The organism is Brevibacillus sp. NRS-1366 (assembly GCF_050467985.1).
The window spans coordinates 35403-50422 of sequence record NZ_JBITPN010000021.1 but is presented as its reverse complement, the minus strand read 5'-3'; the positions used below and the strand labels follow the sequence as shown (position 1 = coordinate 50422).

The 15020-nt window shown below is 49.1% G+C and carries 13 protein-coding genes; 9 read left to right on the top strand and 4 right to left on the bottom strand.

Annotation, left to right across the window (positions count from 1 at the left end; all coding sequences use genetic code 11):
• Positions 1–101: 101 nt before the first annotated feature.
• On the bottom strand, positions 102–1298 hold the full coding sequence (locus ACIFQN_RS14455) for a M14 family zinc carboxypeptidase (protein ID WP_429833733.1): 1197 nt from the start codon (positions 1296–1298) through the stop codon (positions 102–104).
• A gap of 197 nt (positions 1299–1495) precedes the next feature.
• On the opposite strand from ACIFQN_RS14455, the gene ACIFQN_RS14450 reads away from it, so the two are divergent.
• Complete coding sequence (locus tag ACIFQN_RS14450) at positions 1496–2545, top strand: M14 family zinc carboxypeptidase (protein ID WP_429833732.1); 1050 nt, start codon at positions 1496–1498, stop codon at positions 2543–2545.
• A gap of 17 nt (positions 2546–2562) precedes the next feature.
• A complete protein-coding gene (locus ACIFQN_RS14445) occupies positions 2563–3726 on the top strand; it encodes a M14 family zinc carboxypeptidase (RefSeq protein WP_429833731.1) in 1164 nt (387 codons plus the stop codon).
• A 93-nt stretch (positions 3727–3819) separates the two neighbouring features.
• On the opposite strand, the gene ACIFQN_RS14440 is transcribed toward ACIFQN_RS14445, so the two are convergent.
• Positions 3820–4680 carry a DMT family transporter gene (locus tag ACIFQN_RS14440; RefSeq protein WP_429834137.1) on the bottom strand — a complete coding sequence of 287 codons (861 nt, stop codon included), beginning with the start codon at positions 4678–4680 and terminating at the stop codon, positions 3820–3822.
• Positions 4681–4912: 232 nt separating this feature from the next.
• Here ACIFQN_RS14440 and ACIFQN_RS14435 point away from each other — a divergent pair, with 232 nt between their 5' ends.
• From ACIFQN_RS14435 to ACIFQN_RS14420, 4 genes are all read left to right on the top strand, one after another.
• Positions 4913–6349, top strand: coding sequence for a PLP-dependent aminotransferase family protein (locus ACIFQN_RS14435; RefSeq protein WP_429833730.1), 1437 nt, complete (start codon positions 4913–4915; stop codon positions 6347–6349).
• 166 nt (positions 6350–6515) lie between these two features.
• A complete protein-coding gene (locus tag ACIFQN_RS14430) occupies positions 6516–7868 on the top strand; it encodes an Nramp family divalent metal transporter (RefSeq protein WP_429833729.1) in 1353 nt (450 codons plus the stop codon).
• A 151-nt stretch (positions 7869–8019) separates the two neighbouring features.
• A complete protein-coding gene (locus ACIFQN_RS14425) occupies positions 8020–8565 on the top strand; it encodes an NfeD family protein (RefSeq protein ID WP_429833728.1) in 546 nt (181 codons plus the stop codon).
• On the top strand, positions 8558–10168 hold the full coding sequence (locus ACIFQN_RS14420; protein ID WP_429833727.1) for an SPFH domain-containing protein: 1611 nt from the start codon (positions 8558–8560) through the stop codon (positions 10166–10168). The genes ACIFQN_RS14425 and ACIFQN_RS14420 overlap by 8 nt, the downstream gene beginning before the upstream one ends.
• A 260-nt stretch (positions 10169–10428) precedes the next feature.
• Here ACIFQN_RS14420 and ACIFQN_RS14415 read toward each other — a convergent pair whose 3' ends face one another.
• Positions 10429–11184 (bottom strand): polysaccharide deacetylase family protein, encoded by a 756-nt coding sequence (locus ACIFQN_RS14415; RefSeq protein ID WP_429833726.1) that lies wholly within the window; start codon positions 11182–11184, stop codon positions 10429–10431.
• A 211-nt stretch (positions 11185–11395) separates the two neighbouring features.
• Here ACIFQN_RS14415 and ACIFQN_RS14410 point away from each other — a divergent pair, with 211 nt between their 5' ends.
• On the top strand, positions 11396–12802 hold the full coding sequence (locus ACIFQN_RS14410; RefSeq protein ID WP_429833725.1) for an aspartate kinase: 1407 nt from the start codon (positions 11396–11398) through the stop codon (positions 12800–12802).
• Here the strand turns inward: ACIFQN_RS14410 and ACIFQN_RS14405 are convergent.
• Positions 12730–13224, bottom strand: a complete 495-nt coding sequence (locus ACIFQN_RS14405; protein WP_429833724.1) for a Mov34/MPN/PAD-1 family protein — start codon at positions 13222–13224, stop codon at positions 12730–12732. The genes ACIFQN_RS14410 and ACIFQN_RS14405 overlap by 73 nt on opposite strands.
• 50 nt (positions 13225–13274) lie before the next feature.
• Between ACIFQN_RS14405 and ACIFQN_RS14400 the strand changes: the two genes are divergently transcribed.
• Both ACIFQN_RS14400 and ACIFQN_RS14395 read left to right on the top strand, forming a co-directional pair.
• Positions 13275–14126: a DUF72 domain-containing protein gene (locus tag ACIFQN_RS14400; protein ID WP_429833723.1), complete on the top strand. Its 852-nt coding sequence runs from the start codon at positions 13275–13277 to the stop codon at positions 14124–14126.
• 44 nt (positions 14127–14170) lie between these two features.
• Positions 14171–14995, top strand: coding sequence for a sulfite exporter TauE/SafE family protein (locus tag ACIFQN_RS14395; protein WP_429833722.1), 825 nt, complete (start codon positions 14171–14173; stop codon positions 14993–14995).
• The last annotated feature ends 25 nt before the right edge of the window (positions 14996–15020 follow it).

Below are 15020 nucleotides of genomic sequence, written 5' to 3'. Positions count from 1 at the left end.
GATGCAAGCTGTGTGAAGGCAGATCCGCCAAGTACACCGCCGATAAAAAAGAAGGGTAGACCTCTGATGACGAGGCTGCCCTTCTTTATTTCGTAAAGGAATTAGATGCCCGGTTCGTAGGATGTGATCGGGATATCTTCATACTCTTCCGGATCGATGTCCTCGATGCTTCCGGTAGCAATAGCATCCATGATGCCATATAAACCGGTTTCAACCGCTTTTACCAGTTGGCCTTTTTTCTTTTGTCCCATGCTTTGTGTCTGTCCCCGGACTTCGAATAGGACTGTTCCACTGCCATTAAGGGCAAATGTCCCGAGAGCCGTACCGGGAAGATCAATTTTTTGATCGTACAAAGTGATGTTGTTAAACGGCGAATTACCTATAGACTGGAGTGCATGATAAGCGGCCAGGTTGAGCTGTCTTGAGAAGTCGTAATTATACTTGTCGGCATACTCAGCGTATTTTTCACCTTTTGAACTATTAGGGTCCGCGACAAAACGACCGGAAAGGGACATGGTGACAAGATCGTCTGTTCCATCTACATAGTAATACGGACCTTGATGATGGAGGTCTATGTATACGTCTACCTGTCCGAAATCATCCTGTAGGGACTTGTACACATCGCGTACGGTTTGTGCTTCAGGGGTGATAAACCAGCCAGGAGCTGAAGATCCGCCAGGGAAATCTTCTGGTTGTGGTGTGTAGTCCAGATCGGGATTGTAATCACGGTTCACGTCAAACCCGGGTTTTTCTGCATAATCATCTCCCTGGCGCGGGGTGGTGTAGTAGTTCCAGGCTGGTTTTACATCCGCTAGCTCAGGGAATTCATCTACGACTTCATCCCATGTCATGTCATTTCCCCGCCGATCGAGGAATGCCGCATCCGGGTTCATCATAGGCATCGCCACAAGGGTGATTTCCTTTCTGATTTTCTTTGCTTCTGGTGAGTTGCTAGAGCCGAGATATTGCAGGATACTGACGAGTGCCTCTGTCCCTGTCGGCTCATTTCCGTGAATTTGGCTGGTTATAAAGATGACCTTTTTTCCAGACCCGACGGTTGCCTTGTAAATATCGCGGTCACGGTTGGACGCTCCGACTACTTCCAGGCTGACCTGCCCTTTACTGCTTCGTTCGATCTTTTTTAATTTCTCTACAAGCTGTTCATAACTCAAAAAACCTGAAATGGAGTAATGCTGTTGATCAGGTGTTCCAGGAGAAGTGTTGCCTGCGGCATATGCAGGCGAGAAGAGACTTGCGGTCAATAGAAGGGCCAATGCAATCGAGCTTGCTTTTTTCATCAATAAGACCTCCTAAACTATGGAATTTTTGACAGCTACCATATAAAGCATAGTTGATCTAGTAGGTATAAGTGAATGGTTATTAAGTATTATTTTCAGTAAATTCAAAACATTAAAAAAGTACTATAGCAAATTTTTCCTTCTCAAATCTATGATTAGGTAAGAGTCACAAGAGTAAAAGTAGAGGAGGTATTTTTATGAAGAAGAAAGTCGCGGCTTTGTCATTGGCCGGCATAATGGCCTTGGGTGGGGTGTTTGCCGTGTCGAGTCCTGCGGGGGCCACAGGAGAAGGGCCAAACTACGGTGGCAATGAGACCGTGCAGACGCAAATTCTACATACATACCAGGAGATGGCTGATTTTCTGAAAACGCAGGACAAGAAACAAAAGGCTATGCAGTTGGAAGTGATCGGCAAGACAGTAAAAGGCAGAGATATATTTCTCGTCAAATACATTACCGATGAAAACAATCCAACGGTGCTTTTCTTGACGCAACAACACGGAAATGAGCAGCTGACGACAGAGGGCGCGCTGGAATTTATCAAACATTTAGGGACCAACAAAACCAAAGGTGTGTTAGACAATGTCAATATTCTTATCATACCGATGTTAAACGCTGACGGAGCGATGGGCGATGTGGACTTTCCACTGGATGATTACATAGCCACCGGCAGACATTTAACCCGCTACAATGCTGTGGGGACCGATTTAAATCGCGACCATGTGGCCAAAGCGCAGCCGGAGACGCAAGCACTGCACGATAATGTGCTGAATAAGTACGACATTGACTACATGATCGATCTCCACCATCAAGGAACACAAAGTGAAGTGAATGGAAAATTGGTGTCTGGCTCTATTCTGTATCCGACGAACAGTGCAGTAGATCCAGAATTAGTGGATAGGTCCAAAAAGCTGGGTGCGGTGGTTTACCATGCTGTGGATTCCAAAGGCTGGGGACATGTGGGGAAATACGCCGGCGGCTCGGCACTCACTATCGCCCGAAACGGCATCGCAAAAGAATACGGAATCGCCACCCTCCTGTTTGAAATGCGCGGCATGTCCGATCACTCTTCGGAATCAGCCATTCTTGGCCAAAAGAGCAACGGCTATTTGATCAAACAAACCATTACCACCTTGGATGCGACTGTCCGGGCAATTGCTGACGGTACGATTGAGACCGTTGATGCAAGTTTTTGGGACACACTCCCAGAACAGACGAGCAGAAGTGGTGAGGAAGAAGACGAATAAAGGAGCGAATGAATATCATGAAAATCATTTCCGCATTTGCCGGAGCAACCATTTTGACCGCAGCTCTGCTGGCAGCACCCGTATTTGCTGACAGCCAAAACGTTCCCGGAGGCCCCAGCACGAATGGGGAATGGTCGATGGAAAGCATCGTCACTTATTCAGACATGATAAAGATATTGAGAGACATCGAAAGAACCAGCAAAGGAAAAGTCGAAGTGTTCACGCTGGACAATTACGGCAAAAGCGAGCAGGAGCGCAGCTTTTACGTGGCCAAGGTCGGGAGCGGTCCCCAAAAAATCTGGATTCAAGCGAGAATTCACGGGAATGAGCGTTTGACTACGGAAGCGGCACTGCAGCTGGTCAAAACACTGGGAACTGGCAAGGCTGAGAAAGAGGTTCGAAAAATACTAGAAGAACTGACTTTGTACGTCATTCCGATATACAACCCGGATGGCAGCGAGATGAACACCAGAACAACCAAGCTAATAGATGATGAGACGAAGGAGCCGGTCTTGGACAAGAACGGCAAACCGAGAGAGATCGATTTGAATCGCGACTGGAATCTGCTGGACAAGGACGAAGATGGTGAAATCGATGGGTTTGCCGCTGATGAGTCCAAGGCGTTCTACAAATATTGGACAGATCTCGATCCGGATTTCATGATTGATTTGCACCATCAAGGGTTTAAAACCGTGCCTGGAACGAATGAATCCACCTCGATGTCCTTGGGAGTTTCGCTTGCTCCTAACGGTCCGACGCTGCCAGACACCCCTTATAACGACATAACCAGACAAGCACAAGGATACGTATTCGATGCACTTGGCAAATATGGCTATACGCATATCGACCGGTATACGGTCGGTGACGGGCAATATGAGATTGATATTCGCGGCGGAGTGACCTCCGCGATGATGCTTGGTCTCGACTATGATGGGTTGAATGCGGAAGGACACACGAATCCGGCGATTTTCTTTGAGACGAAAGGCATGACCCGGGAAGGCAGCTTGGGACAAAAATCGAATGGATACCTGACGAAGCAAAATTACCTGGGGCTAAAGGCATTGCTTTACGGACTGGCTTCAGGTGAAGTGGAAAAAGTAGATCCGGAGCACTGGGAGGACATTCCGCATAACGAAATTACAGGGTACTCAACGGATTACGCGGGAACCATTATGAAGTAAACGATCAAATTGTGAAGGTTTTGTTGATAGACACATGGAACACCGCCCTGCTATCAGGACGGTGTTTTTCTGTTTGGCAAGCATGTAGCTTTCCTAAGCTTTTTGCTTGACCGACGCTTTTCTCCCCTTTGCGACAGCGAAAACAACAATGATTGCGGCCAGAACAGCTCCTAGAGGGACCGACTCGGAAAGCAATAGCCAGGCGGCCACCATGGAAAGAAAGGGCTGCAAGTACTGAGTCTGGCTCACTCTGGCAACCCCGCCAAGCGCCAGGCCGTGATACCAAGCAAAAAATCCGAGAAACTGACTGACCACACAAATGTAACCAAAGCCAACCCAGGTCGTCCACGTGGCTTGTTTTAATTCAGCAATCAATGGACCTGAGATGGGAATGACGAGAAATGGAAAGGCAAATACGAGCGACCAACTGATGACCTGCCATCCTCCCATCGTTTTGGAAAGCTGCCCGCCGACCGCGTAACCGATTGCGGCGGATAGGACTGCACCCAGCAAGGAAAGATCGGCCCATTGCAGCGCACCGAGACCAGAGCTGATGGCGTAGCCGATAATGGCCAGACAGGCTGTGACACTGGAGATCCAGTACATTCGGGTGGGGCGTTCTCCTGAAAAAAAAGCGCCTGCACCCGCTGTAGCAAGTGGGAGTAGGGCGATAATGACAGCCCCGTGACTCGCAGGGACTCGTTCCATTGCCCAGGAGGAGAAAAATGGAAAGCCTGCTACGACGCCCCCAGATACCAGCAGCAGCTGCTTTGTTTGCTGCCAGGTGGGAAAGGGGACTCGTTTTATGAGAAGTACCAATGCAGCCAGAATTGCTGCGACCAGAGCGCGCCCCAAACCAGCGGATAAAGGGGAGAGGACTGTAATGATGGCTTTGGTTGCAGGTAACGTCAGACTGAAGCTGCATACTCCCAATAAACCGTAAAGCAAGCCCATTTTTTCGTTTCGGCTGCTGCCCTTCGCAACCGGATTACTCTGCAACTGGTTCTTTTCTACTGCGATCTCTGTTCTCATCCAGATCCCTTCCTTTTTTGCGTTCATCATGTTCCCTCATCTTAGAAGTGAACGATTTCAGTGTATAGATCCAATTGGCAGCAGGATGAGTAGGCCAATTTGTCGAACAACAACAAACATCGAGAAAAAGGAGTGACCAGAGGGAGGCAGGACCATGGAGTGGAAACCGGATAAACATGGGGAATTGCCAGTTTATCAACAGATCGCCAAAAGGCTGGAGCAGCAGATCATCGAAGGAGAGCTGCCTCCAGGAAGTTCTCTGCCGGCAGAGCGAGTATTAGCCAGGCGCTACGGTGTGAACAGGGGAACGGTATCTGCTGCTTATGAAGAACTGAGGGCCATGGGGCTTTTGCAATCGTGGCAAGGAAGCGGTACATGGGTGAGCCAACATTTGTGGGGAGTCAAACAGATGCCCAATTGGTACAAGTATACGAACGGGGGAGCCTTCCTGCCCGCGTATCCCTTAGCCAAGCGAATCCAGGAAGCTTGCTTCGACCCGTCTATTATCAACCTGGCAAAAGCAGAATTAACGACGTCGATGATCCCGCCACTATCCCTTCAAAATTTGGATGATGCGAATGAGAACAGTTTCGAGCTCGGTTACGCACATCCCAAAGGGGACGTAAAGCTGCGGGAAGTGCTCGCAACACACCTGCACGAGCACTATGGGATAACAGCTTCACCTGAAGAAATTCTCGTCACCTCAGGAGCACAGCAAGCTCTTCACCTCATCTCGCTGTGCCTGCTGAGTCCAGGAGATGCCATTGCCATGGAGGGACCGTCCTACTCCTACTCATTGCCGCTATTTAGCTCAGCCGGTTTACGGCTATACCGATTGCCGATGGATAAAGAAGGAATCATCCCTGAGGCTATCAAGTCTTTGCACCTGGAGCACCGACTCCGCATGGTGTTCGCCAATCCGACCTATCACAATCCGACCTGCTGCGTCATGAGTTATGCGAGGCGACGTCAGCTGCTAGATATTTGTCAGGAGCTGCGGATTCCGCTCGTAGAGGATGATGCCTATGGCGCGCTAACGATAAAAAACGGCCAAAAGCCTCCTTTGCCGATAAAGGCAATGGATGCGAGTGGGACCGTTCTGTATGTGAACAGCACGTCCAAGACGGTTGCACCAGGGCTTCGTATCGGTTGGCTAGTAGGGCCGCGTTCGGTCATAGAGAGACTGGCAGATGCCAAGCAGCAGATGGATTTTGGTACAAGCAGTGTTTCTCAACAGCTAGCACGGCATTTTTTAGAGAGTGCGCGGTGGAAAAATCAGATGGAACGCTTATCTGGCTATTTATATTCGCAACGGCAAGTAATGCAGGCTGCCATGGAAAAGGAAATGAAAGAATACGCTACATGGAGCATCCCCGAGGGCAGTTATCATTTCTGGTGTCGACTGGTTGAGCCGATGGACGAGCAAATCCTGATCGATGCTGCGATCCGAGAGGGGGTCGTCTTTACGCCAGGCAGCGTATATGGTGCGGAGCAGGGCTGGCTCAGACTTACTTATTCTTGGGAAAAGGGGACAGCAATCGAGGAAGGGATTCGGCGTCTGGGGAAGGTGCTTGGAAACAAAACTTCATGAAGAAATTCCAAGAAACGACCGTTGCAAATGAGCCAAATCGGAGTATAATATAAAACATATTTCGCTAGGTAAACATTTTTGCAGTTGGCTAATTCCTATATTTTTTTGACTAAAAGTTGCGCGTGTGCAAAAAAAATGACTTGAGCCACAAATGGGGTGAAGATCTATGCTGACGAAATCAAAATCGAATGAAGCTGTTCAAGATCCAGGCTGGAGAAAAGTTGCTGGTCAGCCGTCCTTGCCAGAGGTGCACCGTTCTATGAAAGTCCCTCAGAAAGGTTCGTGGATTCGCAAATTTCTTGCCTTTGCAGGACCGGGATATCTCGTAGCGGTTGGTTATATGGACCCGGGAAACTGGGCTACAGATATTGCTGGGGGATCCCTTTTTGGCTATTCCTTGCTATCCGTCATCATGCTATCCAATCTGATGGCGATCCTGCTGCAAGCTCTGGCTGGAAAACTGGGCATCGCAACCGGCAGAGACTTGGCTCAGGCGTGCCGTGATCACTACAGCAAGCCTGTGGCGATGGGACTTTGGGTCTTGTGTGAGCTTGCTATTGCGGCGTGTGACCTTGCTGAAGTGATCGGTGCCGCGATAGCGCTCAATCTGTTATTTGGGATTCCGCTCGTTTACGGTGTATTGATTACAGCGCTGGACGTTATGGTCGTACTCCTTTTACAAAACAAGGGATTCCGTTATGTGGAGTCGCTGGTCATCGCGTTAATTGTTACGATCGGTGCTTGCTTCGCGTTTGAAATGTTCTGGTCCCAGCCGGATGTATCTGGTATTCTCGGCGGTTTCATCCCTACGGCTGAAATTGTGAAAAATCCAGCAATGCTCTACATCGCTATTGGGATTTTGGGGGCGACCGTCATGCCGCATAACCTGTACCTGCATTCGTCCATCGTGCAGACTAGAGACTACGAGCAGACTACACTTGGCAAACGGGAAGCAATCAAATTTGCTACCGTAGACTCGACGATCGCGCTAGTCTTTGCGATGGGAATCAATGCTGCTATCCTGATTTTGTCCTCGGCGACTTTTCACCGAGCGGGAATGACAGATGTGGCGGATATCGCTGACGCGTACCATCTGCTGGCGCCGTTATTGGGAACGACACTGGGAAGCATCTTGTTCGGTGTAGCCTTACTGGCAGCAGGTATGAATTCTACGCTGACAGGTACCCTGGCTGGTCAGATCGTGATGGAGGGGTTTTTGAATTTGCGCATTACCCCTTGGCTGCGTCGCCTGATCACCAGATTGATTGCCATTGTACCGGCAGTCATTGTCACCGCGATGTACGGGGAGAGCGGAGCGACCGATCTATTGATCTTGAGCCAGGTTATTCTTTCCCTTCAGCTGTCTTTTGCGGTAGTACCGCTGGTCAAGTTTACGAGTGATAAGACAAAGATGGGCGAGTTTGTGAACGCTCCATGGCTGAAATGGCTGGCTTGGTTCGTGGCCACCATCATTATGGGACTGAACCTGTATTTGCTGTATCAAACCTTTTTTGGATAAGTAAACCTTTATCGTGGCCGATTCAAGGAGGAGCGACTCCGAAAAATACTGCTGATCCTCCCTTTTTAGGGAGGATTTTCCTTAATTACGCAACCTTTTTCGATCTGGTTCGTATGAGAAGTAGAGGCAATTTTGGAAAGGAGTGACATTCGTGGTCATACTCGAAACCGTCTACATGGTTTGCCTTGTATGTGGCCTCATTTATACCCTGATATCGCTGATTTTTGGTGATACGATTTCTGATTGGTTGGGACAGCTCCATCTGCCCGTATTCGAACCCATTATGTTGGTAAGTGGCATTACCGCGTTTGGGGGGGCTGGTTATCTGCTATCCCGCTTTACCTCCCTCTCTTGGCTAATGGTTTTTGTTTTGGCAATAGCTATCGGAGGAGGCTTGGCGGTTCTTGCCTACTTCGTCTGGGTGAAACCGATGAGCCGAGCAGAAAATTCAACGGGTTACTCCATGAGCCAATTGGGAGGAAAACTGGGTGAGGTGAATACAACGATACCAGCAGATGGATTGGGGGAAATACTGCTTCCTCTGATTAGCGGAACGACCTATCATATGGCCGCGAGCCTGGAGGGTCAGACGATCCGGCAAGGAACTCGCGTCGTGGTGGTAGAAGTGCGTGACCACGTATTGTACGTAACCCCATTCCTCAATGAAACAGAAAAGGAGATGAAAGAGCATGTTTGATTTTGAACCAGGTATTTTGATGACGGTTGGTGTAGTCGTAGCCGTTTTTCTCGTACTGGGTATCGCCTTTTGGGCACGATACAAGACGGTCGGTGCAGATGAAGCGATGATCGTCACAGGAAGCTATCTGGGCAGCAAAAATGTACTCAGCGACGAATCCGGTCGCAAAATGAAAATTGTCCGCGGCGGCGGTGCATTTATTCTCCCGATTTTTCAGCAAGCGAATTTTCTGAGTCTTCTGTCCCATAAGCTGGACGTATCGACGCCAGAAGTATATACAGAGCAGGGCGTTCCGGTCATGGCAGATGGGGTGGCTATCATTAAAATTGGCGGTTCCATCGAAGACATCGCTACTGCAGCCGAGCAATTTATGGGCAAAAAAGATGAAGCGCTCCGCATCGAGGCCCAGGAAGTTCTGGAGGGCTATCTCAGGGCGATACTCGGTAGTATGACGGTAGAGGAAATCTACAAAAACCGGGAGCGATTCGCGCAAGAGGTGCAAGCTGTAGCGACCAAGGACTTGAAAAAAATGGGTCTCTCCGTAGTCAGCTTTACGATCAAGGATGTACGAGACAAAAACGGTTACCTGGCTGCTCTGGGTATCCCGCAGATCGCAGCAGTAAAACGCGATGCAACGATTTCTCAGGCGGACGCCGACAAAGAAGCACGGATCAAGCAGGCGCAGGCAGAGGAATCGGCTCGTAAGGCTGAGCTTCTCAAAGAGACCAACATCGCTGAAGCCGAAAAGGAAAAAGAATTGAAAATAGCAGCCTTTAAGCAGGAGCAGGACAAAGCGAAGGCAAGTGCTGACCAAGCCTACAAGCTGCAAGAAGCGGTGGCGAAGCAGCAGGTAACGGAAGAAGAGATGAAGGTCGATCTGGTTCGTAAGCAAAAGGAAATCGAACTGGAAGAAAAAGAAATTCTTCGACGCGAGAAGCAGTACGATGCGGAAGTGAAGAAAAAAGCAGACGCGGATCGCTATTCCGTAGAGCAAGCGGCAGAAGCGGAAAAAGCCAAAAAGCTCCGTGAAGCCGATGCAGTGAAATATCGGATTGAAGCAGAGGCAAAAGCGATGGCGGAACAGAAGCGTCTCGAAGGCTTGGCGATCGCCGAGGCAGAGAAGGCGCGAGGAACTGCAGAGGCAGAAGTAACTCGCCTCAAGCTGGAAGCAGAAGCGGAAGGGAAAGAAAAACTGGCGGAAGCATTCGAAAAGTTCGGTCACGCGGCAATACTCGATATCATTGCGAAAATGCTCCCAGAGCTGGCAGAGAAAATTGCCGAGCCGATGAAGGCAATCGACAAGGTAACGATTGTGGATGCTGGGGGAGGACAAGGAGACGGCGTCAACCGTTTGAGTGGAAATGTAACCAAGCTGATGGCGCAGTTGCCAGAGATGCTAAAAGACGTATCCGGCCTGGATATGAACAAGATGATTTCAGACTTTATGCAAAAGGGCGGTCAGGCACCAGCCCAGACAGCCTCCATCTCCAAACAGTCAGTGGCTGCACCAGTGACACCAGTAACAGGCTCAGCCTCTCAGGTAGGTGGCTCCGACAAAGCGACACTAGCTAAGGCAGTAGAAGAAACAGACAAAAAGAACTAACCAAAACAAAAAAAGCAGGACCCCTTCGTTAAAGTGAAGGGGTCCTGCCTTTTTTAACGTACAGGAATTTATAAGCGTGAGTAGGGGAAGAGCTCCTTAGTAAGCCCCATGTTAAGAGCGGAATATGGAGGCAAGCATTCTTAGGCAGATCTTTCTGCATCAATGAGAACCATTCATAGAAAGAGAGTCAAGGCTGGTCGAGGAAAAGGGAGAAAAAAGTGAAGCTCTTTGGGGCCACGTGGGCGCACTTCCCGCGTTTTTTAATCACCTTTTCCTACCTTTTTCGTCTTCCCATAACGCTTCATTAGCTCCGAGACCGTCACAAATTGATACCCTCGTTTTTGCAGCTGGGGCAATATTTGCTTCAGTGCCTGAATGGTCTGTTTCCGGTTCCCTCCGTAGTCGTGAAACAGGACGATATCACCATTGCGTGCATTATTTAAGACCTTGTTGACGATCTTTTTGACGCCGGGATCGCTCCAATCGCGAGTATCTTGATGCCACGACCACATGATAACCAATTCTCCGGCTTGCCGGGCGATATCCACGACTGATTCGCTGTAGTATCCCCCCGGGGGACGGAAGAGCTCGGGATTTACACCTGTGCTTTGGAATATCGCTTCTTGTGTTTTGATGATCTCTTCTTTTAGTTTAGCGGATGAAATTTTTCGCATATCGGGATGTGAGTAAGTATGATTAGCCAGTTCGTGCTGATCCTTTGAAAGCTGACGAGCGATTTCCGGAAACTTGTTTACCCGTGAGCCTACTACAAAAAAGGTTGCTTTCGCATTGTACTGTTTTAAAAGCTGGGCAATTTGAGGAGTGTACGTAGGATCAGGACCATCATCAAATGTGAGGGCAATAACCTTGCTGTCTGTCGGAACCTCCCAGACGATATCGCCCCGCGTTTCGTAGTACTCCCGATCCTTCCCTCCTTTGGCGAGGACTGTACCGTAATAGGAGGTTGTGAGTAAAATACCGCTGATGAGAAGAATAAACCAAACGTGCTTTTTCATTGCTCTCACCTCATTATTAAGCATTACTTGGATGATTTCACCAGCTTTGAAAATGCTGTGCACAGTTACTATGCCCCACTTCCAGCGAATATACTGTTGTGTCCTCCGGAAAAAGACACTTGTGCTTTTTGGGTGGATACCTTAATCTAGTATCAGATTTGTCTTTAAGAAAATGGAACGGATGAAGAGATAGACAGATGGAGGAGTAGAGATGAAGGTTGCAAAATTTGGAGGAACATCGCTGGCTAATGCGGAACAGATAAAAAAAGTAGGCGACATCATTCGAGCGGATCATCATAGACGTCTGATCGTCGTCTCCGCACCCGGGAAGCGACATAAGGATGATAACAAGGTAACCGACCTCTTGATCAGTTATGCAGAGCGTTTTTTGGAAAACAAAGAGGCAGAAAAGGAAAAACAGGCGATTTATATACGGTACCAAGAGATTGTTAATGAACTTGGACTTTCCGAAGAGGTATGGCAGCGCGTAGAAGCCGATTTGGAGGAAGTGCTTGCCAATAAACAAGGACTTTCTACAGAGAGATTCATTGATGCCGTCAAGGCTGCGGGAGAGGATACCTGCGCAAAGGTTGTGGCTCATTACTTGCGCAGCCTGGGAGAAGAGGCAGCTTATGTCAATCCGAAGGAAGCGGGTATGCTGGTTACCGATGAAGCAAGTAATGCGCATGTCCTGCCCGGCGCCTACGAAAAGCTGGCTGCACTGCGCGAGCGAAAAGGAATCACTGTATTTCCAGGCTTTTTCGGTTATTCGGCTGCGGGTGAGCTGGTGACGTTTTCCCGCGGGGGATCGGATATTACCGGTTCCATTCTTGCGGCAGCGGTCAAGGCCGATGTATACGAGAACTTTACAGATGTGGATTCCGTCTATGTGGTCAATCCCAATTTGATCCCACAGCCAAAAGAAGTAAAGGAAATCACCTACCGTGAGATGCGTGAGCTATCTTATTCGGGTTTCGGCGTATTTCACGAGGAAGCGCTGATTCCTGCCTATGAAGCAGATATTCCCGTCTGCATCAAAAACACGAATAACCCAGCGGCGCCAGGTACCATGATCGTAGCAGAACGGCCTTATGCCACCAATCGGGTATCAGGTATTGCCAGCGATAGCGGCTTTTGCAGTATTTATGTAAGCAAGTATTTGATGAACAAAGAGATCGGCTTTGGTCGCAAGCTTTTGCAGATTCTGGAGGAGGAAGGGCTATCGTACGAGCACACTCCGTCTGGCATAGACAATATCTCTGTGATTTTACGGGAGCGGGATTTGACTGCTGACAAAGAGCAGCGCATTGTGGAGCGGATTCAAAAGGAGCTGCTGGCCGAGGATATCGCGGTACAGCACAGCCTGGCGCTTGTCATGATCGTAGGCGAAGGAATGAGACAATCAGTGGGGACGACGGCACGTGCTACTACGGCCTTGGCAGCAGCCAAGATCAACCTGGAGATGATCAACCAAGGCTCCTCTGAAGTAAGCATGATGTTTGGTGTAAAGGCGGAAGAAGCAGACCGGGCCGTCATTGCCCTGTATCAAGAGTTTTTTGGTGACAGTGAGGATGCAGAAGCAAAGCCCGCCGAACAAGAATCATCGATAATGGTATAGCTTCTCTGCTCAAACGCTCCATTCGTCCACTGGTACAGCTGCCACTCGGGCTGATGGGCAGCAAGGCCAAGTATCCAGTAGCTGAGCATGGGATAATGCCAGCCGCTGTGATCACTGGTGGAGGGAAGCGGTGGAGTGTGCGGATGGGTATGCAATACACCAAGCCACTGGATGTTGGTCTGGCGAATCTTTTGTAACGCACGTAAAAAAGTAGGACCTTCCCAAGCAAATGCGTGCTTGTCATGGTTATGGGGCATGGACAGGTAGCCTGAGATGGTTGAGCCTCGTCCAGTCAGCAATGCAGAATATTCATATGGAAACGCCTCTTGGGCTTCACTCAGGAGGCGTTTCGCTACTTTTCGGGTAAGATATAATTTGTTATCCTTAGACGCAAAGGGTTCGCCCAACCAATCAGGTAACATAGTTGCCTCTTCCTTTTCCATTATCCAAATTTTTTGGAGGTTCAAAAGCGATGAGTACGATACAGGTGGGAGTCTGCGGCTGGGGAGACCATTACGATTTGTACACACAAGGCGTACGAAACCGTGACAAACTCTCCGTCTATGCCAGCCACTTTCCGATAGTGGAAGTGGACAGCTCTTTCTATGCTATTTTACCACAGCGGAATTATGAATCGTGGGTCCGGGATACACCGGACCGTTTTGGATTTATCATCAAGCCTTATCAAGCGATGACGGGCCATCTACGAGGGGACGCACCTGTCCACCGCAAGGAGCTGTTTCGTCAATTTGAAGAAAGCATCCAGCCGGTAGTCGAAGCGAATAAGCTGAAAGCATTGTTATTTCAGTTCCCACCCTGGTTTGATTGCACGAGGGAGCATGTACAGTATGTGCAGGCGTGTCGGCAGGCGATGGCCAGCTATCCGTTCGCAGTGGAGTTTCGGCATCGCAGCTGGTTTGACCCCCGCTTTAGTGAGCGTACACTCGAGTTTTTACGCAGTATCGAGGCAACCCATGTATTGTGTGATGAGCCGCAGGTGGGGGCAGGATCAGTACCGATTGTTACGGCTGTAGCTCACCCCGCATTGGCTTTGGTCAGATTTCATGGGCGCAACCATTCGGGTTGGCGTGATCCTGGAGAAGGGCAAAATTGGCGGGACGTCCGCTACTTGTATCGCTACAGTGATGAAGAGCTTTCCGAGTGGGTACCGCGAATCAGGCAGGTGGCTGATGAGGCGGATGAAGTCTGTATTTTGTTCAACAATAACTCTGGGGGAGATGCGGTCGCAAATGCCAAGCAATTTTCAAATATGCTCGGTGTGCATCCTAGCGGACTGAATCCACGCCAAATGGAGTTGTTTTGACGTGTAAGAAAGTTTACCTGCTTTACCAAGAAAGAAGGGTCTGTATGCTTGCAACAATTGCAGTGCTGTTTTTATTCATCGGAGTGGTCGCAGGTGTTATCGGCAGTATTGCCGGGCTCGGCGGGGGTGTTTTTTTTGTTCCTGCGCTTCTGTTTTTTGCCAATTTGTACATGCCAGGCTCGATGTCCTCGCAGGTCGCTACCGCAACGTCCTTATTGGTTATTGCTGTGACGGCGCTTTCGTCGTCGATTTCGTATCTGAAACAGAAAAAGGTCGATATACAAAGTTCGTTGCTTTTTTTTATCGGTAGCGCTCCTGGTGCTATCGTAGGTGTCTACCTTAATACATTACTACCAACAGAAAGTTTCACTCTTTTATTCGGAGTGTTTCAGCTCTGCATGTTTGGGGTCATGATGATCCAGGACAAAATCAAGCCACGTCGTATCGAATGGGAAGTAAAGCGTCACTTCATCGACAACGAAGGAAATGAATACGAGTATGGATATAGCAAATGGAGCGCCTTGCTGATTGCTTTTTTTGTGGGAATTACCTCCTCGTTATTTGGAGTGGGCGGTGGCGTGCTGATGGTGCCTGCGATGATGATTCTGTTTCGGTTTCCGCCGCACATCGCTACAGCAACCTCCATGCTGGTCATTTTTTTCTCGGCCGTCATCGGGTCTTTTACCAACATTCTTCACGATCATGTAAACTGGCTCTACGCAGCGATGCTGGCACCAGGGGCGTGGGCAGGAGGGAAGCTCGGAGCAATTGCTGCCAGCAAAATGAAAGGAAGGACCATCGTATTCGTCTTACGTGTCCTGATTTTGGGCATTGGAATACAGATGATCGCAGAATCCATTCTAGAATAAGGAAGTAGAGAGGGAGGGGAAAGTC

Coding starts and splice junctions, on each gene's coding strand:
- ACIFQN_RS14455 (WP_429833733.1), bottom strand. CDS start 1,298: ATGAAAAAAGCAAGCTCGATTGCATTGGCCCTTCTATTGACCGCAAGT.
- ACIFQN_RS14450 (WP_429833732.1), top strand. CDS start 1,496: ATGAAGAAGAAAGTCGCGGCTTTGTCATTGGCCGGCATAATGGCCTTG.
- ACIFQN_RS14445 (WP_429833731.1), top strand. CDS start 2,563: ATGAAAATCATTTCCGCATTTGCCGGAGCAACCATTTTGACCGCAGCT.
- ACIFQN_RS14440 (WP_429834137.1), bottom strand. CDS start 4,680: ATGGGCTTGCTTTACGGTTTATTGGGAGTATGCAGCTTCAGTCTGACG.
- ACIFQN_RS14435 (WP_429833730.1), top strand. CDS start 4,913: ATGGAGTGGAAACCGGATAAACATGGGGAATTGCCAGTTTATCAACAG.
- ACIFQN_RS14430 (WP_429833729.1), top strand. CDS start 6,516: ATGCTGACGAAATCAAAATCGAATGAAGCTGTTCAAGATCCAGGCTGG.
- ACIFQN_RS14420 (WP_429833727.1), top strand. CDS start 8,558: ATGTTTGATTTTGAACCAGGTATTTTGATGACGGTTGGTGTAGTCGTA.
- ACIFQN_RS14415 (WP_429833726.1), bottom strand. CDS start 11,184: ATGAAAAAGCACGTTTGGTTTATTCTTCTCATCAGCGGTATTTTACTC.
- ACIFQN_RS14410 (WP_429833725.1), top strand. CDS start 11,396: ATGAAGGTTGCAAAATTTGGAGGAACATCGCTGGCTAATGCGGAACAG.
- ACIFQN_RS14405 (WP_429833724.1), bottom strand. CDS start 13,224: ATGTTACCTGATTGGTTGGGCGAACCCTTTGCGTCTAAGGATAACAAA.
- ACIFQN_RS14400 (WP_429833723.1), top strand. CDS start 13,275: ATGAGTACGATACAGGTGGGAGTCTGCGGCTGGGGAGACCATTACGAT.
- ACIFQN_RS14395 (WP_429833722.1), top strand. CDS start 14,171: ATGCTTGCAACAATTGCAGTGCTGTTTTTATTCATCGGAGTGGTCGCA.